General features: G+C 68.0%; 16 protein-coding genes. 7 read left to right on the forward strand and 9 right to left on the reverse strand.

Annotated elements, in window-relative coordinates; all coding sequences use genetic code 11:
* The first annotated feature begins 342 nt into the window (after nucleotides 1–342).
* Together HNQ67_RS13020 and HNQ67_RS13025 are read left to right on the forward strand one after the other, a co-directional pair.
* Nucleotides 343–1,251: an SDR family NAD(P)-dependent oxidoreductase gene (locus HNQ67_RS13020; RefSeq protein ID WP_183256143.1), complete on the forward strand. Its 909-nt coding sequence runs from the start codon at nucleotides 343–345 to the stop codon at nucleotides 1,249–1,251.
* 103 nt (nucleotides 1,252–1,354) lie between these two features.
* Nucleotides 1,355–2,557, forward strand: coding sequence for an acetyl-CoA C-acyltransferase (locus tag HNQ67_RS13025; protein ID WP_183256144.1), 1,203 nt, complete (start codon nucleotides 1,355–1,357; stop codon nucleotides 2,555–2,557).
* 6 nt (nucleotides 2,558–2,563) lie between these two features.
* Here the strand turns inward: HNQ67_RS13025 and HNQ67_RS13030 are convergent, their stop codons facing one another.
* From HNQ67_RS13030 to otsB, 3 genes are read right to left on the reverse strand one after another with little or no spacing between them, the layout of a single operon-like run.
* Nucleotides 2,564–3,958 carry an alpha,alpha-trehalose-phosphate synthase (UDP-forming) gene (locus HNQ67_RS13030; RefSeq protein WP_183256146.1) on the reverse strand — a complete coding sequence of 465 codons (1,395 nt, stop codon included), beginning with the start codon at nucleotides 3,956–3,958 and terminating at the stop codon, nucleotides 2,564–2,566.
* 55 nt (nucleotides 3,959–4,013) lie between these two features.
* A complete protein-coding gene (locus HNQ67_RS13035; RefSeq protein ID WP_183256148.1) occupies nucleotides 4,014–5,798 on the reverse strand; it encodes a glycoside hydrolase family 15 protein in 1,785 nt (594 codons plus the stop codon).
* Nucleotides 5,795–6,583, reverse strand: a complete 789-nt coding sequence (otsB, locus tag HNQ67_RS13040; RefSeq protein WP_183256316.1) for a trehalose-phosphatase — start codon at nucleotides 6,581–6,583, stop codon at nucleotides 5,795–5,797. The genes HNQ67_RS13035 and otsB overlap by 4 nt, the downstream gene beginning before the upstream one ends.
* A 123-nt stretch (nucleotides 6,584–6,706) precedes the next feature.
* Between otsB and HNQ67_RS13045 the strand changes: the two genes are divergently transcribed.
* Nucleotides 6,707–7,702 (forward strand): KpsF/GutQ family sugar-phosphate isomerase, encoded by a 996-nt coding sequence (locus tag HNQ67_RS13045; protein WP_183256150.1) that lies wholly within the window; start codon nucleotides 6,707–6,709, stop codon nucleotides 7,700–7,702.
* 129 nt (nucleotides 7,703–7,831) lie between these two features.
* On the opposite strand, the gene HNQ67_RS13050 is transcribed toward HNQ67_RS13045, so the two are convergent.
* Together HNQ67_RS13050 and HNQ67_RS13055 are read right to left on the reverse strand one after the other, a co-directional pair.
* Nucleotides 7,832–8,335, reverse strand: a complete 504-nt coding sequence (locus HNQ67_RS13050; RefSeq protein ID WP_183256152.1) for a CAP domain-containing protein — start codon at nucleotides 8,333–8,335, stop codon at nucleotides 7,832–7,834.
* 77 nt (nucleotides 8,336–8,412) lie between these two features.
* A complete protein-coding gene (locus HNQ67_RS13055) occupies nucleotides 8,413–8,967 on the reverse strand; it encodes a hemerythrin domain-containing protein (RefSeq protein WP_183256153.1) in 555 nt (184 codons plus the stop codon).
* Nucleotides 8,968–9,333: 366 nt separating this feature from the next.
* Here HNQ67_RS13055 and HNQ67_RS13060 point away from each other — a divergent pair, with 366 nt between their 5' ends.
* Together HNQ67_RS13060 and HNQ67_RS13065 are read left to right on the forward strand one after the other, a co-directional pair.
* Entirely contained in the window at nucleotides 9,334–10,539 is a 1,206-nt protein-coding gene (locus HNQ67_RS13060) for an acetyl-CoA C-acetyltransferase (RefSeq protein ID WP_183256155.1), read from the forward strand.
* A 17-nt stretch (nucleotides 10,540–10,556) separates the two neighbouring features.
* Nucleotides 10,557–12,731, forward strand: a complete 2,175-nt coding sequence (locus tag HNQ67_RS13065) for a 3-hydroxyacyl-CoA dehydrogenase NAD-binding domain-containing protein (protein ID WP_183256156.1) — start codon at nucleotides 10,557–10,559, stop codon at nucleotides 12,729–12,731.
* Here HNQ67_RS13065 and HNQ67_RS13070 read toward each other — a convergent pair.
* Together HNQ67_RS13070 and HNQ67_RS13075 are read right to left on the reverse strand one after the other, a co-directional pair.
* Complete coding sequence (locus tag HNQ67_RS13070; protein WP_183256158.1) at nucleotides 12,728–13,159, reverse strand: DUF488 domain-containing protein; 432 nt, start codon at nucleotides 13,157–13,159, stop codon at nucleotides 12,728–12,730. The genes HNQ67_RS13065 and HNQ67_RS13070 overlap by 4 nt on opposite strands.
* A complete protein-coding gene (locus HNQ67_RS13075) occupies nucleotides 13,156–13,482 on the reverse strand; it encodes a hypothetical protein (RefSeq protein ID WP_183256160.1) in 327 nt (108 codons plus the stop codon). Before HNQ67_RS13075 ends, HNQ67_RS13070 begins: the two co-directional genes overlap by 4 nt.
* Nucleotides 13,483–13,568: 86 nt before the next feature.
* Between HNQ67_RS13075 and HNQ67_RS13080 the strand changes: the two genes are divergently transcribed.
* A complete protein-coding gene (locus HNQ67_RS13080; protein WP_183256162.1) occupies nucleotides 13,569–15,224 on the forward strand; it encodes an amidohydrolase in 1,656 nt (551 codons plus the stop codon).
* Nucleotides 15,225–15,230: 6 nt separating this feature from the next.
* On the opposite strand, the gene HNQ67_RS13085 is transcribed toward HNQ67_RS13080, so the two are convergent.
* On the reverse strand, nucleotides 15,231–17,267 hold the full coding sequence (locus tag HNQ67_RS13085) for a TonB-dependent receptor plug domain-containing protein (RefSeq protein ID WP_183256163.1): 2,037 nt from the start codon (nucleotides 17,265–17,267) through the stop codon (nucleotides 15,231–15,233).
* A 168-nt stretch (nucleotides 17,268–17,435) separates the two neighbouring features.
* Between HNQ67_RS13085 and HNQ67_RS13090 the strand changes: the two genes are divergently transcribed.
* Nucleotides 17,436–18,389, forward strand: coding sequence for a TraB/GumN family protein (locus HNQ67_RS13090; RefSeq protein ID WP_343054928.1), 954 nt, complete (start codon nucleotides 17,436–17,438; stop codon nucleotides 18,387–18,389).
* Nucleotides 18,390–18,423: 34 nt separating this feature from the next.
* On the opposite strand, the gene tldD is transcribed toward HNQ67_RS13090, so the two are convergent.
* Nucleotides 18,424–19,854: a metalloprotease TldD gene (gene tldD / locus HNQ67_RS13095; RefSeq protein ID WP_183256165.1), complete on the reverse strand. Its 1,431-nt coding sequence runs from the start codon at nucleotides 19,852–19,854 to the stop codon at nucleotides 18,424–18,426.
* Between the last annotated feature and the right edge of the window lie 5 nt (nucleotides 19,855–19,859).

The following is a 19,859-nucleotide window of genomic DNA, read 5'->3' on the forward strand; positions in this document are numbered from 1 at the left end:
ATCTCAACGCCGATGTTCGTATCGACTTCCGGCATGTGGTAGCCGGCGTCGATCGCGCCGTACCAGCCGTTCGGATCGGCAGACGCAGCGCCGGCTGCAAACAGCCCCGCCATCGCGACGCCAGCTAAAAGCTTGACCTTCATGATATCCCTCACACTCATAGTTGCCCGAATGCCCACGCATTACACGGGACGCTCCGGAGCCGAACGGTATTGTACGGTTCCGGTTCCTGACTTTCGTTTGGAATGCGGCGACTGTGGCGCCGTTTCAACACATTCGCTCGGGGCTGCGTCAATCCGGGACGCCTGCTAGGGATTCCGGTCAACGCAATGGAGCAGACGGATGGCGATGAGGTTCGACGGTCGGGTGGCGATCGTGACGGGGGCCGGCGGGGGCCTCGGCCGGGAACATGCCCTGGCGCTGGCGCAGCGCGGGGCCCGGGTAGTGGTCAACGATCTCGGCGGCGCCCGCGACGGATCGGGCGGCTCGGCGACCGCCGCGGAGGCTGTCGTGGCTGAGATCGAAGCCGCCGGCGGCGAGGCCATGGCAAATGCCGCCTCGGTTACCGACTTCGCCGCCGTCCAGTCTATGGTCGACGCCGCCATGAGCCGATGGGGCCGGGTCGACATTCTCGTCAACAACGCCGGCGTCTTGCGGGACAAGACCTTCGCCAAGATGGAGCTGGAGGACTTCCGCTTCGTGGTCGACGTCCACCTGATGGGGGCGGTCAACTGCACCAAGGCGGTCTGGGATCACATGCGCGAGGCGAACTTTGGTCGCATCGTTATGACCACCTCTTCCTCGGGCCTCTACGGTAATTTCGGCCAGTCCAACTATGGCGCGGCCAAGATGGCCCTGGTCGGTTTGATGCAGACCCTGTCGATCGAGGGGGCCAAGAACGACATCCGGGTCAATTGCCTCGCTCCCACCGCCCACACCCGCATGACCGAAGACCTTGGGGCCCGCCTGCCGCTGGACTTGCTGGAACCGGAGATGGTCACGCCGGGCCTGCTGCACCTGGTCAGCGAGGACGCGCCCAGTCGCTGCATTCTCGCCGCCGGGGCCGGCGGCTTCGAGCGCGCCTATATCACCCTGACCAAGGGAGCCTGGATCGCTGGAGAAGACGCGCCCGAGCAGGTGGCGGCCCGCTTCGCCGAAATCTCGGACCGAAGCGGCGAGATCGTGCCCGAGATGGGCGCGGCCCAGGGCATGGTCGAACTGACCAAGGCGCAGACGGCGCACAATGGCTGACCCCTTGCGTTGACGTTAGGGCAGACGGCTAGATCAGCGACCACATCGCGCTCAAGCAGCGAGACGCCGCGCGTCGAGCGATAGCGCAACGAAGGAGCATCCCATGCGTGAAGCGGTGATCGTAGCGACGGCCCGGACTCCGATCGGCCGGGCCTATCGCGGGGCGTTCAACGACACCCAGGCCCAGCAGCTCGGCGGCCATGCGATCCGGCACGCGGTCGAGCGCGCCGGCGTCGACCCCGCCGAGATCGAGGACGTGGTCATGGGCGCGGCCCTGCAACAGGGCTCGACCGGCACCAACATCGGGCGACAGGCGGCGCTGGCTGCCGGCTTGCCGGTGACCACAGCGGGTATGAGCCTCGACCGTCAGTGCGCCTCCGGCCTGATGGCCATCGCCACGGCCGCGAAACAGGTGGTGCATGACCGCCAGCTGATCGCCGTCGGCGGCGGGCTGGAATCGATCTCGCTGGTGCAGAACCAGACCATGAACCTGCACCGGCTGCGCGACCCCGCCCTGATCGAGCGCGTGCCGCACATCTATATGTCGATGCTGGAGACGGCCGAGGTCGTCGCCGCGCGCTACGGGATCAGCCGCGAGGCCCAGGACGAATACGCCCTGCGTTCCCAGCAGCGGACCGCCGCGGCCCAGGCCGAGGGCCGGCTCGACGCCGAGGTCGTGCCGATGACCACCATCATGCAGGTGGTCGACAAGGCGACCGGCCAGACTTCGCCGAAGGAGGTCACCCTGTCGAAAGACGAGGGCAACCGGCCCGACACGACGCTGGAGGGTCTGTCGTCGCTCAAGCCGGTCTTCGGCGGCGGCGAGGAGATCAAGGAGGGTCGCTTCATCACCGCCGGCAACGCCAGCCAGCTGTCGGACGGCGCTTCGGCCAGCGTGATCATGGCGGCAGCCGAAGCCGAACGCCGGGGCCTGCGGCCGCTGGGCGCCTTCCGCGGGATGGCCGTCGCAGGGTGCGAGCCGGACGAGATGGGCATCGGTCCGGTGTTCGCCGTGCCCCGCCTGCTGGAGCGCCACGGCCTGACCGTCGACGACATCGGCATCTGGGAGCTGAACGAGGCCTTCGCGGTGCAGGTGATCCATTGCCGCGACCGGCTCGGTATCCCCGACGACCGGCTCAATGTTTCGGGCGGGGCCATCTCGATCGGCCATCCCTACGGCATGTCGGGGGCCCGGATGACCGGTCATGTCCTGATCGAGGGCAAACGGCGCGGCGCCAAATACGGCGTCGTCACCATGTGCGTCGGAGGCGGCATGGGGGCCGCGGGTCTCATCGAAATATACTGAGGCGGATCAGGCGGCCGGCTTCACCACCGCCGTCAGGGAAGCGACAAAGTCGTCGCGCCAGATGCCGACGTCGGTGTCTCGCACCACCTGCATCAGGCATTCCCATTTCCGCTTGCGCTCGGACAGCGGCATGGTCAGCGCCCGCTTGATGGCGTCGGACAACTCCTCGCGGCTGAACGGATTGACCAGCAGGGCCTCGCCCATCTGCTCGGCCGCCCCGGCGAAGCGGGACAGCACCAGCACGCCGGGATCGTCCGGATTCTGGGCGGCGATATACTCCTTGGCGACCAGATTCATGCCGTCGCGCAGCGGCGTCACCAGCCCGACCCGGGCGGCGCGGTAGATGCCGGCGAGCTGGTCGCGGCGGTAGGTCCGGTTGATGTAGCGCACGGGTTGCCAGTCCATGTCGGCGTATTCGCCGTTGACCCGTCCGGCCAGGGCGTCGAGGCGGGCCCGGATGTCCTGATAGGTATCGACCTCGTCGCGGCTGATCGGCGTCACCTGCAGCAGGAAGACCTCGCCCCGCATGTCCGGATTGTCTTCGAGGAACTGCTCATAGCCGAGCAGCCGCTCCTCCAGCCCTTTGGAATAGTCGAGCCGGTCGACGCCGACGATCATCGAGCGAAACGCCGCCGACGCCGCCATGCGGTCGTAGGTCCGCGCCCCGAAGGTGGAATTGCGCGCGGCCAGGAAGGCGTCGACGTCGATGCCGATCGGGAACACCCCGGTCTGGACCGTTCGGCCGAAGGCCTCCACGGCGTCATTGGGAAGGAGTTTGCCGTTCACGCTCGGCTCCGAGGCGACATAGTCCCGGAACAGGTCCAGCCATTCGCGGGTATGAAAGCCGATCAGGTCGTAGTCGAACATCGACTCCACCAGCCGCCGGTGATGCGGCAGGGTGACCAGCAGCTGCCGCGCCGGCCACGGCGTGTGCAGGAAGAAGCCGATGCGGTTCTTCACCCCCAGTCGCCGGAGATCCCGGGCGAGCGGGATCATGTGATAGTCGTGGATCCAGATCAGGTCGTCGGGCCGGAGCAGCGGAGCCAGCACCTCGGCGAACCGCGCATTGGTCCGCTCGTAGCCCTCGCCGTACGACCGCTCGTAGGCGGTCAGGTCGACCCGGTGATGGAACAGGGGCCACAGCGTCTTGTTGGCGTAGCCGTTGTAATATTCCTCGACATCCTGCGCCTCCAGGTCGACGAGAGCGACGGTAACGCCGGCCCGGTCCTCGAACTTGGCCTCGGGTGTGAAGGTCTCGACCGTTTCGCCCGACCAGCCGAACCACAGGCCGTCGTATTTCCGCAGCGCCGCCGACAGGGCCATGGCCAGTCCGCCCGCCGAGCCGGCGGCGGGGTCCCTGGGTGCGGCCACGCGGTTTGACACGACAATCAGGCGGCTCATGGGCTGGCAACCGCCTTCCCGTCCGCGAGGTCCCTGAATGTCCGGTCGAAACGGCTCATCGCGCGTCCGTCCACGACCGGCTCAGCAGGACCGCGCAGTTGATCATTCCGACCAGCGAATAGGTCTGCGGATAGTTGCCCCACAGTTCGTTGTCTTCCAGCGCTATATCCTCGGACAGTAGGCCGGCGTGGGTGCGGCGGCTCAGCATCTCCTCGAAGATTTCCCGCGCCTCCTCGTCCCGCCCGTTCAGGTGCAGGGCCTCGATGAACCAGAAGGTGCAGAAGTTGAACGCCGTCTCCGGCTCCCCGAAGTCGTCGGCCTCGACATAGCGGAACAGGTAGGGACCCTTCTTCAGGTCCCGTTCGATCGCCTCGAAGGTCTTCACCTGCCGGGGGTCTTTCGGGTCGAGGAAGCCGAGATCGGTCAGTTGCAGCAGCGAGGCGTCCAGCTCGCGATTGCCGAAGCTGGCCGCGAACCGTCCCTCGTCGGGCAGGAAGGCCTCGGCCTCGATCCGTTCGTGGATGATCCGGGCCCGCTCTTTCCACACCTCAGCCCGCGACTGCAGGCCCAGATGCGCCGCCGCCTTGGCCAGTCGGTCACAGGCGGCCCAGCACATGACCGATGAATAGGTGTGCACCCGGGCGATTGTGCGGAACTCCCACAGGCCGGCGTCGACCTGGTCGTGCATGGCGAAGGCGCGTTCGCCGACCGACTCCAGCGCATGGAAGTCGTCGATCGTCCCGGGCCGGATCAGCCTCTGGTCGTAGAAGGCCTGCACCAGCGGCAGCACGATCTGTCCGTACACGTCGTGCTGCAGGTGCTCATGCGCCTGGTTGCCGATCCGCACCGGCTTCATGCCGCGATAGCCCTCGACGCTGTCGATGATCCGCTCGCCGATGCCCGGCTCCAACCCCACGCCATAGACCGGCTGCACATGGCCGCCGGCCGAATCGTCGACCAGATTTCGCAGATAGCCCAGATAGTTCTCCAGGATGTCGACGGCGCCCAGCCGGTTCAACGCCCGCACCACATAATAGGCGTCGCGGATCCAGCAGTAGCGGTAGTCCCAGTTGCGCCCGCTCTCGGGGAATTCCGGCACGGATGTCGTCAGGGCCGCGACGATCGCCCCGGTCTCCTCGTAGGCGCACAGCTTCAGGGTTATGGCGGCGCGGATCACCGCCTCCTGCCACTCGAGCGGCAGGTAGAGGGTGCGCACCCAGTTCTGCCAATAGGCTACGGTGCGGTCGAACGCCGCCGAGACCCCTGGGCCCACATCCTCGTCGTAACCCTCGTCGGGGCCGAAGAAGAAGGCGTGCGGGCGCTCGAGGCGGAAGGTCCGCTCATTGAGGACGTGTGATACCGGGCAGTCGGTGGTCAGCCGGAAGGTCACGTCAGTGCATAGGTAGCGGATATGGTTCGACCCGCTGGTCCTCTCGGCCGGCCGTGCGCCCCAGTCGGCCGAGGGCCGCAACCGCATTTTTATGCGTGGCGAGCCATGCAGCGGCCGCACGATCCGCGCGAAGGCGAGCGGGCGATAGGTGCGGCTGTGCTTGGGGTGGCGTGGCGCGAAATCCAGCACCTCGACCGACGCTCCGTCCTCCGCGGTCAGCACGGTGCGCAGCACCGGCGTGTTGCGGATATAGGCCTGGCTAATGTGCTTCTGCCCTTCCAGTTCGATATCCCAGAAGCCGTGCTCGGGGTCGGTCCCGTCCATCAGGGCCGAGAACACCGGATCCCCATCGACGCGCGGCGCGCAGGCCCACACATAGCGCCCCGCCCGGTCGATCAGGGCGCTGATCGAGCAGTTTCCGATCGGGGCGAGATCCAGGTTGGGGGTCATTCGCTCTCCTCGACGGCGTTCAGCCAGGCCAGCACCGCGTCCACATCGGGCAGGCCGTGGCGGGCGGCGGTATCGCGCGGGGGACCGACCAGAACGCCGAACCCGCCCAAGGCCTCCGCGGCCTTGAAGCCATCCTCATCCGTGAGGTCGTCGCCCAACATTACGGGAACGGCTCCCGCGAACGGGCTCTCGCGCATAAAGGCCTGCAGAGCCGTGCCCTTGTTGCTGCCCGGCGTCTTCAGCTCGACCACCAGATTGCCGGCCTGGAGACTCAGTCCGGTTTCATCGGCCAGCCGTCCGGCCAGCCTGAGAGCGTCGGCCCCCTCGTCGGGGGCTCCCCGGTAGTGCAGGCCGGCCGACACGGCCTTGTCCTCGACGATGATGCCGGGCCGGCTGCGGGCGAAGCTCTCGAACTCCGCCACCGCGGCGCGGACCTCCGGAGCCGGATCAGCGCGGTGGATTGAGCCGTCGGCACGCCGGCGCTCCAGACCGTGCACGCCCGAGGCGGAGGCGGTGCTGGCTTCGGCGATGCGGTCGATTTCGGCGAGGGTCCGGCCGCTGATGATAGCCACGCGGCCATGCAGGCGATCGGCGACGGCCCGCAGTACCGCCGTGCGCCGGGGGTCGGGCACGACCGCGTCCGGCGTCTCGGCCAGCGGCGCAAGCACGCCGTCCATGTCGAGGAACAGGGCGGGGCGGGGCAGGGTCAGGGGCGGAGGCGGCAGGGGCGGCGGGGCGGCCGCCGTCGGCGCGTCGCCATCGGTGCTCAGGTCGGGGTTCGGCATGCCCGACCCTAACGCCTTCATGCGGCGAAGGTTGAGTCCCCGGCCGGATTTTCTCGCATTGCAGCATTCAGCCGGTTGCACCGCCGGATTGTGCAACAGCCCGCGATGCGCCACATCGCGGGCATGACCGATGCTGCCCGCCCCGTCCTGTCCGCCGATCCCGCGGCGATGACCTCCCGCGCCCGCGACGTCATCCGGCTGAACATCGCGGCGTTGGAGGCCCTCGAGGCCGGGATCGACGACAGCCTGGCGCGGGCCTGCGAGATCATCCTGTCCCGCTCCGGCTATCTGGTCGTCACCGGCATGGGTAAGTCCGGCCACATCGGCGGCAAGATCGCCGCCACCCTGGCCTCCACCGGCACCAACGCCTTCTTCGTCCATCCGGCCGAGATGAGCCACGGCGACCTCGGCATGCTGCGCAAGGACGTCACCCTGCTGGCCATCTCCAACTCGGGCGAAAGCCGCGAACTTCGTGATCCGCTGATCTATTGCCAGCGCGAGGGCATTCCGGTCATCGGCCTGACCCAGCGGCCGCAAAGCTTCCTCGGCCGCAACTCGGCTGTCTGCCTCACCATGCCCAAGGTGGCCGAGGCCTGCCCGAACGGCCTGGCTCCCACGACCTCGACCTTGATGACCCTCGCCTTGGGCGACGCCTTGGCCATGGTGCTGATGGACCGGCGCGGCTTCACCGCAGAAGCATTCGGTCTGCATCACCCCGGCGGCAAGCTGGGGATGAGCCTGCAGAGCGTCCGCGACTGGATGGGGGACCGACCGCCGGCTCCCGCTACCATCCCGCTGTCGGCGACTTTCGCCGAGGTGGTCTCCGCCATCACCGAGGGCCGCAAGGGCGCCGTGGCGGTGCTCGACGGAGACGGGGCCCTCGCCGGCATCGTCACCGACGGAGACGTTCGCCGAGCCTTCTCGCGCGACCTCGCCGGTCTGACCGCCGCCGATGTGATGACCGCGCGCCCCAAGGTCATCGGTCCGGACGCCCGCATGAGCGACGCCATCGACCTGATGACCCAGAACAAGATCGCCACCCTGCTGGTGGTCGAGGACCAGCGGCCCGTCGCCATCATCCACATCGCCGAACTGATGCAGGCGGGGTATGTGGGTTGAGACGGTTCCGGCGCGAAGGTCTTGGGTCTTGGGGCTTAGGGCTTAGGGACGAGGTGCTGAAGCTTTCAGGCGCGCTCCCGGCCACAGATCGACCAAGCCCTAAGCCCTAAGCCCTAAGCCCTACTCACTTCAGTACGCCCGCCGTCCGTCGATGTTTCCCGGCGGCGCATAGCGGCAGGCCAGGACGGAGCGTTCGCCGCGTGTCTCGATTGCGCAGCCGACGTGGGTGGTGCCCCTCCAGACCAGCTGGCTGTAGTGGCCGACGTCGCTCCACTTGCCGGTGCGGCTGACGTTCGGGAACACGTCGTGGCGATAGTCCGCCTTTTCCGCGATCCACTCGCCGACCATCTCCTCGGGCGTCCAGACGCGGCCGCCCCAGCCGGTCCACAGGTTCTCGCCGTGACCGTGCCTCGTCGGGTCGTGGGCGAAGGTGTTGCTGCCGATGAGCTCGCGCGCCCAGACTCTCGCCTCGGCTTCCAGATTGTCCGCCCATCGCAGCGGCGGGACGCCGACCCGGGTCCGCTCGGCGTTGTGGGCCGCCAGCAGGCGTCTCTCGACGTCGGTCGACGGCGGCGCCTCGCGCGGTGCCTCCACCGGAACCACCGGCCGGGCCTGGGGCGGGCGCCGGTCCACCAGCAGCGGCGTCGGCGCGCAGCCGACCACCCCCGCCGTCAGGGCGAGGGCGGCCAGCCGTGCGAGAAAGACACGCCTCAGCGCGGAGCGCCTTCGTTGAGCGGCTCGTCGGTCATGGCGCTCTCGACGTCGTCGCCTGCCATGGTCCGCGTCTCGGCGGGCTTGCCGGCCTGGAACTCCTCCATGGCCGTGCGTTTGCGGGCTCGCATGTCCTCGGCCAGCTTGTCCATGTCGAGACCGGCCGAGCGGGCCTTGCTGAATATGCCCTCCGAGCGCTTCTCTTCCTCTTCGACGTGGTGCTCGATCATCTCCGACAGCACCTTGACCTTGGCGTCGTAGAAATCCTCTTCCGGCCCGCCCGCCTCGATCTCATTGATCAGCTGTTTGGCGCTGTCGTGCTCGACATAGGCTTCGTTCAGCAGGTCTTCTTCGATCTGGCCGCGGCAGGCCGGATAGAAAATTTCCTCCTCGATGACCGTATGCACCTTCAGCTCAAGACAGGCCTGTTCGGCCAGCTCCTGCTTCTTCGCCTTCGAGGTCGCCTTCTCGAACTGCTCGAAGATCTCCTCCACCTTGCGGTGGTCGGCCTTCAGCATCGCGATCGCGTCCATCTCTTCGTAGGTCTGGGCCATCTCTGTTCCTCTCTGGTGTGGGCAGGCTATGGCGGCTTAAGTCGCGGAAGGCGCACGTGTTCCCGTGGCTTGCCAAGGTGAGAGTCGTTCTCGCGAATTGACGCCTTCATGCGTCCGGAGCCCGACGTACAGGGCCGCTGCCCGCCCGACGGCGTGGACGCTGAGCCGCCCACGAGGTGGCGATCCCGCTGGTTTTCCCTAAATACAGGGGGGACGGGAGCCGCCCGCTCCGAAGTATCCACGAATTTTCGGAAGGCCCGGACACTTCGGCCGCTTCCGGGAAAAAACTTGACGTTGACGTAAACGTAGGTTTTCTGACGACCGAGTTTCGAATCCGCACCCTCCTTCAGCAGCGAGAGATCCTCCATGGCCGACGCCTATATCTACGATGCGGTTCGCACCCCGCGCGGCAAGGGCAAGAAGGACGGGAGCCTGCACGAGATCACCGCGCTCAGCCTCGCCACCCAGGTGCTGGATGCCTTGAAGGACCGCAACGACCTCGACACCTCGAAGGTCGACGACGTCATCCTCGGCTGCGTCTCGCCGGTGGGCGAGCAGGGCGCCGACATCGCCCGCACCGCCGTGCTGAACTCGGGCTGGGCCCAGACCGTCGCCGGCGTCCAGATCAACCGCTTCTGCGCCTCCGGGCTCGAGGCCGTGAACATGGCCGCGGCCAAGGTCAAAGCCGGCGAGGCCGACTTCGCCGTCGGCGGCGGCGTCGAGGCCATGAGCCGGGTGCCGATGGGCTCCGACGGCGGGGCTTGGCCGGTCGATCCGTCCTCGGCCTTCCCGACCTATTTCGTGCCCCAGGGCGTCTCGGCCGACATGATCGCCTCCAAGTGGGGCTTCTCCCGCGACGACGTCGACGCCTACGCGGTCGAGAGCCACAAGCGCTCGGCCCGCTCCTGGGAAGAGGGCCGGTTCAAGGGCTCGGTCATCCCGGTTCTGAACCAGCTCGGCCTCGTCCAGCTCGACCGCGACGAGACCATCCGCCCCAACACCGACATGCAGACCCTCGGCGCCCTCAACCCGTCCTTCGCCATGATGGGCGAGATGGCCTTCGACAGCGTCATCAACCAGCGCTACCCCGAGGTCGAGCGGGTCAACCACGTTCACACCCCCGGCAATTCCTCGGGCATCGTCGACGGCTCGGCCGGCGTCCTGATCGGCACGCTGGAAGCCGGCAAGGCCATGGGCCTGAAGCCCCGGGCGAAAATCCGCGGCGCCGCCTCGATCGGCTCCGAGCCCTCGATCATGCTGACCGGTCCGGAGTTCGTGACCAACAAACTGCTCGGCAAGCTGGGCATGAAGTCGACCGACATCGACCTCTACGAGCTCAACGAGGCCTTCGCCGCCGTCGTGCTGCGCTTCATGCAGGCGCTCGACATCTCGCACGACAGGATCAACGTCTGCGGCGGCGCCATCGCCATGGGCCATCCGCTCGGGGCCACCGGCGCCATGATCACCGGCGTGGTGCTGGACGAGCTGGAGCGCTCGGACAAGGAAACCGCCCTGATCACCCTGTGCATCGGCGGCGGCATGGGCACCGCCACCGTCATCGAACGCGTTTGATCCGGGAGCTGAACATCATGGAAAACTTCAAGATCGACGTCGACGCTGACGGCATCGCCCTGATCACCTTCGACGTCCCGGGACGGTCGATGAACACCCTGACCTCGGGCGTCATGGCCGAGATTCCGGAGTGGGTCGAACGGGTGAAGACAGACGACGCCATCAAGGGCGCGGTGCTGACCTCGGGCAAGGCCTCGGGCTTCTGCGCCGGCGCCGATCTCGGCGACATGGCCTCGGGCATGCTCGGCGGCGCCGACCTGCAGGCCGCCTTCGACGCCGGCTGGCGGCTGAACGGCGCCCTGCGCGCGCTGGAGACCTGCGGCAAGCCGGTCGCCGCGGCCATCAACGGCCTCGCTCTCGGCGGCGGCCTCGAGCTGACGCTGGCCTGTCATTATCGCGTCGTCGGCGACAGCCCGAAGATCCAGCTCGGTCTGCCCGAGATCAAGGTCGGCCTCTTCCCCGGCGGCGGCGGCACCCAGCGGCTGTCACGTCTGGTCGGCGTGCAGGCCGCCATGATGGCCATGAGCGAGGGCAAGTCCTTCCGCCCCAATGACGCCAAGGGCGCCGGCATCGTCCATGAGGTCGTGCCGGTCGGCGGCGAGGTCGAGGCGGCGAAGGCGTGGATCAAGAGCGGCGGCAAGGCCGTCCAGCCGTGGGACGACAAGTCGTTCAAACTGCCCGGCGGCGGTCCCTACCACCCGGCCGGCATCCAGAATTTCCTTGTCGGCAACGCCATGCTGCGCAAGCAGTCCTACGGCAACTATCCGGCCGTGCTGAACCTGATGAAGGCCGTCTACGAGGGCGTGCAGGTGCCCATGGACGCGGCCCTGCGCATCGAGACCCGCTACTTCATCAAGACCCTGATGACGCCGCAGGCCCAAGGGATGATCCGCTCGCTGTTCCTGTCCAAGCAGGAACTCGACAAGGGCGCGGTGCGTCCGGCCGGCGTGCTGAAGTCGGACCCGAAAAAGGTCACCGTCATTGGCGCGGGCATGATGGGGGCAGGCATCGCCTATGTGCAGGCCATGGCCGGGATCGAGACCATCCTGATCGACCAGACCCAAGAAGCCGCCGACAAGGGCAAGGCCCACGTCGAGGAGCTGCTGAAGAAACGCCTGTCGCGCGGTCAGCTGACGCAGGACAAGTTCGACGCCCTGCTTGGCTCGGTCACCGCCACCACCGACTACAACCTGATCAAGGGCTCGGACCTGGTGATCGAGGCGGTGTTCGAGAACCGCGAGATCAAGGCCGACGTGACCAAACGCGCCGAGGCCCAGCTGGAAGCCGGCGCTGTGTTCGGCTCCAACACCTCGACCCTGCCGATCACCGGTCTGGCCGAGGCCTCGGTCCGACCCGAGGACTTCATCGGCATCCACTTCTTCTCGCCGGTCGACAAGATGATGCTGGTTGAGGTGATTTTGGGCGAGAAGACCGGCGACTTCGCGATCGCGAAGTCGCTCGACTACATCATGAAGATCAAGAAGACCCCGATCGTCGTCAACGACGGCCGCGGCTTCTACACCTCGCGCTGCTTCGGCACCTATGTCGCCGAGGGTCTGGCCATGCTGGAGGAGGGCTACGCCCCCGCCATGATCGACAACATCGGCCGCATGACCGGCATGCCGCGCGGCCCGCTGGAGATGCACGACGACGTCGCGCTGGACCTGTCGGTCAAGATCGCCAAACAGACCAAGGACGACCTCGGCGACGCCTATGAGCCGCTGCCGGGCTGGAAGATCGTCCAGACCATGGTCGAGGACCTCGGCCGCTACGGGCGCAAGAACGGCAAGGGCTTCTACGACTACGACAGCAAGCCGAAAAAGCTGTGGTCCGGCCTGTCCGACCTCGCCCCGGTCAAGATCAACGACTCGACCCCCGAAGTGGTCGAGGACCAGAAGCGCCGCCTGCTTTACCGCCAGGCCGTCGAGGTGGCCCGCTGCTGGGAAGAGGGCGTCATCGACGACCCGCGCGAGGCCGACGTCGGCGCCATCCTGGCCTGGGGCTTCGCGCCCTGGACCGGCGGCCCGATCACGATGATCGACCAGACCGGGCTCAAGGAATTCGTCGCCCAGGCCGACCAGTACGCGGCGAAATACGGCGACCGCTTCTCGCCGCCGCAACTGCTCCGCGACATGGCCGCCAAGGGCGAGACCTTCTACGGAAACTTCGAAGGCAAGAAGGCGGCGGCCTAGAGGTTCACCACCTCGAAGCCGTCCTCCGCCTGCAGCCGCTCGGCCAGCGCCGAGCGGTGGCAGCCGGCGTGGTCCGCCTCGAAACACAGCAGGGCGGTCGGCCGGTCCCGGGCGATCTCCCGCAGCCGTTCGAAGGCCAGCTGCGACGGCGGCTCCTGCATGTGTTCGGCGAAAATCGCGCGCATCTCGCCGATCCGGCCCTTCCGCGCCGCGTCCCGCCCGGCCTTGGGGGTGCCGAGGTCACGCAGGTGGACGTATTCGATCCCGGCGTCGGCGAGGCTGGAGCCCAGCACCGTCTTCGAGAACCCGGCCCGCCGCGACGCCGCCACCGCCCGGACGTCGGCCAGCACCGCCACGCCCGCCGCCTTCAGCCGGTCGATCACCGCCGCCTGCGGTTCGCCCTCATACCCGATGGTGAACAGCTTCATCCCGGCTCCATCCCCGGCACGGCGCCTGCCGCCAGGGCGGTGTCGACGCACTCGGACCGGCCCGCCTCGAACCGGTCGGGGTCGGTCGTCTCCAGCGACCTTAGCTCGTCCATCAGACCGGCGATGATGTCGTCATCGTCCTCCGGAGACCCCGCGTCGATCGCCCGGTCGATCCACCAGTCGCGAACGAACCAGCTCGGTCCGGGCACGCGCCCGGACTCGCGCGCCGACTCCGCGATGAACAGCTCCATGTGCGCCCGGCAGGTCTGCGCCTGCTCAAGCGTGGGGTTCGTGGCGGCGAGAAGGAGCAGGGCGGCGAGCATCGACGGGTCTCCGGCTTTATCGTCAAACTTGACGCAGGCCCCGCGATAAGGCGAGTCCACCATCCGTCAGTCTCAGGAACCGTCATATGCGCCGCAGCCTTCTTCTCGTCCTGCTCCTCGCCGGAGCGGCTACTACCGCGCACGCGCAGGACCTGCTGATCCGGGGCGGAAAAATATACACGGGCGCGGACTCGGCTCCCACGGCCGAGGTGGTGCAGGTCCGTGACGGGCGCATCGCCTATGTCGGGACCGCCGCAGGCGCGCCGCCCGCAGAAGGCCTCCGGGTGGTCGACCTCAAGGGCGCGGCCCTGTTCCCCGGCTTCACCGACGGTCACGCCCATCTCGACGGAATCGGCTGGCGCGAATTGACGCTGAACCTTGAGGGCTCGGCCTCGGTCGCCGATGCCATGGCCCGGCTGTCCGCCTGGGCCGAAGACCACACCGAGGGTCCGATCGTCGGTCGCGGCTGGATCGAGACGCACTGGCCAGAAGGCCGCTTCCTGACACGGCAGGACCTCGACGCCGCCGCGCCGGGTCGGGTGGTTCTGCTGGGCCGGGCCGACGGGCACGCGGTGGTGGCGTCCACGCCCGCCCTCGCCGCCGCCGGGATCACCGCCCTAACCGTCGCGCCCCCGGGCGGCGAAATTCTCAAGGACGACGCCGGCCAGCCGACCGGCATGCTGGTCGACGCCGCCGAACAACTGGTCGGCGGCCTGATGCCCCAGGCTGACCCCGAAGCGCTGCGCGAGGCCTATCGCGCCGGCTTCCGGGTCGAGGCGGAATACGGCTGGACCGGGCTGCATTTCATGAGCGCCCCGTGGGCCGACGTGCCGCTGATGGAAGCGATGGCCGAGGCGGGCGAGGCGCCGATACGGGTCTACAACAGCGTAACGCCCGACGGCGCGGCGGCGCTGATCGCCGGCGGCCCGCGCAGCGTCGCCGACGGCCGGATCATCACCCGGGCGATCAAATACTACGCCGACGGCGCCTTGGGCTCGCGCGGCGCCGCCCTGTTCGAACCCTACGCCGACCGGCCTGACACGACCGGTCTGATGCAGATCACCGAGCAGGAGATCGTGCCCCTCTATCAGGCGGCGCTGAAGGGCGGCATCCAGGTCGCCACCCACGCCATCGGCGACCGCGGCAACGCCTCGGTGGCCGAGTGGTACCAGCAGGCCCTCGCCGGCGTCGGGCCCGAGGATCGTCCCAACGGCGCCGACGTGCGCTGGCGCATCGAGCATGCCCAGATCGTCCGCCCTTCGGACTACCACTGGTTCCAGCACCTTCCGATCATCGCCTCGATGCAGCCCAGCCACGCCATCGGCGACCTGCATTTCGCGCCGGCCCGGCTCGGCGACGATCGGCTCGACGGCGCCTACGCCTGGCACAGCCTCGCCGACCTCGGCGTCGTCGTGGTCGGCGGTTCGGACGCCCCCGTCGAGCGGGGAGCGCCGCTGATCGAATTCTACGCCGCCGTCGCCCGTCGCGACCTGCAGGGCTTCCAGGGACCCGACTGGCGGCCGCACGAGGCGGTCGACCGCCAGACGGCCCTGAAGATGTTCACCCTCTGGCCGGCCTACGCCAGCTTCCGCGAGGACGAGCTGGGCACCATCGAGGTCGGCAAGCGCGCAGACTTCACCGCCTTCGACGTCGACCTGATGACCGCGCCCGAAGCCGACATCCCCAAGGGGCGGGCGGTGCTGACCGTGGTCGACGGCGTGGTGGTCCACCACGCCGACTGAGCCGGATCAGAAGGTTTTGCGCACCCGGACCTGGAAGAAGGTCCGGGGATCGATGTAGCGGTTCTCCACAAAGGCGATCGGACGGGCCGGTGTGCGGTCGGCATAGACCGTGCGCTGGACGTTGAAATCGTTCCAGATATTGATCTGGGCCCGGATCGACAGGGTTTCAGTCGGCTTGTACTCGGTCCAGGCCTCGAAATAGTCGTGGCCGCGCCAGCCCGAGGTCTGGTCCGGGTCGAAGCCCTTCTGGCCGAGGATGGGGATGTAGGCGGCGCCGTACTGCAGCTTCCAGCGGGTGATGTCGTGCTCCCACGAGAACACCGCCTGGCTGGGCCGCACGTGAGAGATCGGCCGGATCTCACCCGTGGTCGGGTCGGTGACCTCAGTGTGGTTCCAGGTGTTGCGGAAGCGGAACATGCCGCCGGCCACGCCGAGCTTGTCGGTGGGAACGGCGATGGTCAGAGCGAGCTGATCCAGGGTGCCGTCGCCGATGTTGCCGACCGCGGACAGCCCCATGTTCAAGGGGATCACGTCCAGGGCGTCGGTGATTTCGTCATGACGGAGACCGACGCTGACAATGCCGTCGCCCCAGAAGCGGCGTTCGTAGATCACTTCGCTGATCCAGCGCTGCTCCGGTTCCAGATCGACGTTGCCGCCGAACACGTTGCCGTCCTGCAATTCGGCCGAGGCGGCGAAGTCTCCGAAGTCGAGCTGACCGACTTCGCGCTCGAAGCGCACGCGGACCTGGTTATTCTCCATCGGCGTCCAGGTCGCGAGGAAACGGGGCTTTGCGAAGAAGAAGCTCTTTTCCTGATCGGCGTCGCCTGACTGGCTGATGGTCGAGCTTTCCAGCCGCAGGCCGCCCTCGAGCGTCAGTTCGGGCCTGATCCGCCACGTGGCTTTTCCAAAGGCCTCGCCCCGCGTCTCCTCGACCTTGACCGACGCTGACGGCAGCGGAACCGGCACCCCGCCGATGGTGAAGGCCTGGTCCACCTCGAGCATATTGTAGGCCATCTCCGCCCCGGTCTCGAAGGTCAGGGCCGGCGATCGCTCGAACCGGACCAGGCCGCGCAGGATGCTCTCGGAGGACTCACCTTCGCTGGCGAACCGCTGTTCGGGATTGTCGACTCCGCCCAGGCGGCTGCGTGAGGTCGATCCGCGCTCGAAGCTGTTCCACTGGTGGATCAGCCGCGTCTCCATCTTCAGTCGCTCGCTCAGCGGGCGGGTGTAGACGGCGCCGAACTCGCCGCCGTCGCCCTCGGTGTCGAACAGGCTCTCGCGGCGAACATCGGCGCCGGTCTGGGCGTGGATGTTGTGGAAGTCATTGACCCCATAGCGGGCGGTCAGATCGATCTTGCCGCCGAAAAGCGGATTGGAGAAATTGCCGCGAACCGATCGGCCGCCGCCCCAGGAGTCGTTGAAATAGGCCTCGTCGCGGGTGACCACGCCATTGGCGTCCGTGCGGACCACCCGACCCTCGCCGTTGGAGTCATTGATCGAAACGCCGTCGCTGAGCGTCACGCCCCAGGTGCGCTCACCCTCGCGGGCGGTGAACTGGTAGGACCCGGCGAAGGAGTCACGCCCCCCGTCGAAGAAGAAGCCGCTGGTGGTGAGGATCGATTGCCGGCTGTTCTCCGTCTTCAGGATCACGTTCACGACCACCGAATAGCCCTGCATGTCGATGCCGGGCGCGCCGCCGCGGATCAGTTCGATGCGCTCGACCTGGCTGGCGAGGGTCCGCGACAGGACGCTTGAACCGGTGTCGTTCTTGGAGGCCGGGCGGGCGCTGTTGATCAGGATGTTGCCGACCGAGCCCTCGAAGCCGCGGCTGCCGGTGCCGTCGACGATCGAGAAGCCGGGCACGCGGGCGACCATGTCCAGCGCCGTGTTCGGCCGCTGGTCGGCGAAGAAATCAGGGGTGAAGACCAGCACCCCGGGCTGGGCTGACTCCGCCGCCGGAGCAGCCGGCGCGGGGTCCTGGGCCGCCGCCAAGCCTCCGCTGAGCAGGAGGGCGGTGGTGGCCAGAAGGATGGTCTTCGTCATTGCAGGATTCCCCTTGTCGTGTGACGAAGGTGTGGCGTCCTGTCGCGGCCGGCTCCAGTTACAAGACGGACAGGTGGATTAAATCTCTGACAGCATTACAGGGCTGTCATGGTTGTGGTCTTTATTGGGCGAGTATTTAGTGCTCAATATTTGTACAGGCAGGTAATCGTGAGATCATTGTTCCCCGTTCTTCTGGCTTTCATGCTGGTGTGCGCGACGCCGCTCGTGGCGGTCGCCCAGACGCCGGCGGATCCCGAAGCGGCCGAGGTCGAGGAGGTCGTGGTGCTGGCGCGGCGGTCCGGCGCGCCGATGTGGACTGTCAGCCGTGGCGACAGCACCCTGATCCTGGTGGGCGCCATCACCGGAATTCCGCGCGATCTGTCATGGCGACCGGACGACCTCGAGGCCGCCGCGGCCCGCTCGCAGCTGATCCTGACGCCGCAGGAAGGTCGCGCTTCGGTGACCGACCTCCTGCGCGTGATCTGGCGCATCCGCACCATCGCCCGAATGCCGCGCGGCCAGACCAGCGCAGACTATCTGACGCCGGAATGGCAGGCGCGGCTGGACACGCTGATGGCCGGCGAACGCAATCAGGACTGGCGAACGAAGAGCCTGCTGATTCTCGGCTTCGACCTGATGCAGGACAAGGCCGGCTATAGCGGCCGCCGGGGCGGGGACGACGCCATGGACGTCATCCGGCGCGCCGCGCGACGGGCCCGGATAGACACGCGCCCGGTCGGCACGGTCCGGGGCGACGAGTTGGTGAACAGCCTGATCGAGGCGCCGCAATCGGCCCATGTCCCCTGCGTCGAGGCCGCCATCGCCGCGGCCGAGCAGGGACCGGACGCGGCGCGCGAGCGGGCCCAGGACTGGCGCGCGCGCCGGGTGCCCGAGGTCGTCGCCTCGCCCATCGACCGCGCCCTGAACCAGTGCTGGCCGTGGGGCGATCCGGAGATCGCGCCGCAGCTTCACCAGCAGTGGGCGGCGGCGATCGAGACGGCGCTGATCTCGCCCGGCGTCACCATGGGCGTCGCCCCGATCCGCCTCCTCGCCGAGGAGGGCGGCGTGCTGGATGGATTGGAGGCCCGCGGCTTTGTGGTGGTCGGGCCGGATTGGAAGTAGGGTCGGGAATCAGGGATGCCTTGGTCCCCGTTGCCTAAACCGCCGTGCCGCCCACCGTCAGCCCGCCGATCTTGAGACTCGGTTGGCCGATGCCGACGGGGACGCCCTGACCGGCCTTGCCGCAGACGCCGACACCGGGATCGAAGGCGAAGTCGTCGCCGACCATCTCGATCTTCGTCAGGGCCGTGGCCCCGTCGCCGATCAGGGTGGCCCCACGCACCGGGGCGGTGATCTTCCCGTCCTCGATCAGATAGGCCTCGGTGCACTGGAAGACGAATTTGCCGTTGGTGATGTCGACCTGGCCGCCGCCGAAATTGGCCGCGTAGAGGCCGCGTTTCGTCGAGGCGATCATCTCGGCCTGGTTCGCCGTCCCGGCCTCCATGAAGGTGTTGGTCATGCGCGGCATCGGCATGTGGGCGAAGGACTGGCGCCGGCCGTTGCCGGTAGCGCGGGCGCCCAACTGCCGCGCCGACAACCGGTCGTGCATCAGCCCGACCATGATGCCGTCCTCGATCAGAACCGTGCGGGAGGTGGGCGTGCCCTCGTCGTCGATGCTGAGCGAGCCCCGGCGCCCGGCGATGGAGCCGTCGTCGACGACGGTGACCCCCGGCGCGGCGACCCGCTGGCCCAGCTTGCCCGAGAACACCGACGAGCCCTTGCGATGGAAGTCGCCTTCGAAGCCGTGGCCGATGGCCTCGTGCAGCAGGACGCCGGGCCAACCGGCGCCGAGGACCACGTCCATCTCACCGGCCGGACAATCAACGGCCTCCAGATTGACCAGCGCCTGACGCAGGGCCTCGTCGACCTGTCCTTGCCAGCGGTCCGGCGCAATCCAGGTCTCGAACCCGGACCGGCCGCCGGCCCCGGACGAGGCGCTCTCGCGCCGGCCGTCCTTCTCGACCGTGATCGAGACGTTCATCCGCACCAGCGGGCGCAGATCGGAGACGCGCCGGCCGTCGCCGCGCAGGATTTCGATATTGCGCCGCTCGCCGACCAGTGAGGCCGAGACCTGCACCACCCGCGGGTCGCGGGCCCGGGCCCAGGCGTCGATTTCCGACAGCAGGGCGATCTTGTCGGAAAAGGCGGGCGAGGCCAGCGGGTCGACCGGCTCGTACAGCACCTGGTTGGTCGCGCGGGGGGCCTCGGCAGCGACGCCCGCGTGTCCGGCCTTGGCGAGGGCGGCGCTGTCGGCGGCGCGGCGGAGGGCGGGTCCGCTGATCTCGTTGGCGTGGGCGTAGCCGGCGGTCTCGCCCGCCACGACCCGAAGGCCGAAGCCCTCCGTCGCGTCATAGGCCGCCGATTTCAGCCGGCCGTCGTCGAAGACCAGCGATTCCAGCTCCGACCGCTCGAGGAACAGTTCGCCGTCGTCGGCCCCGGTCAGCGCGTTCTGAAGGATGGAGAGCGCCTCGTCCGGAGCTGTGTCGGCGGATTCGAGGATGGCGGGCGGCTGAACATGCAGGGTCATGGCGC

The sequence above is a fragment of the Brevundimonas basaltis genome, assembly GCF_014202075.1.
Lineage (GTDB): Bacteria > Pseudomonadota > Alphaproteobacteria > Caulobacterales > Caulobacteraceae > Brevundimonas > Brevundimonas basaltis.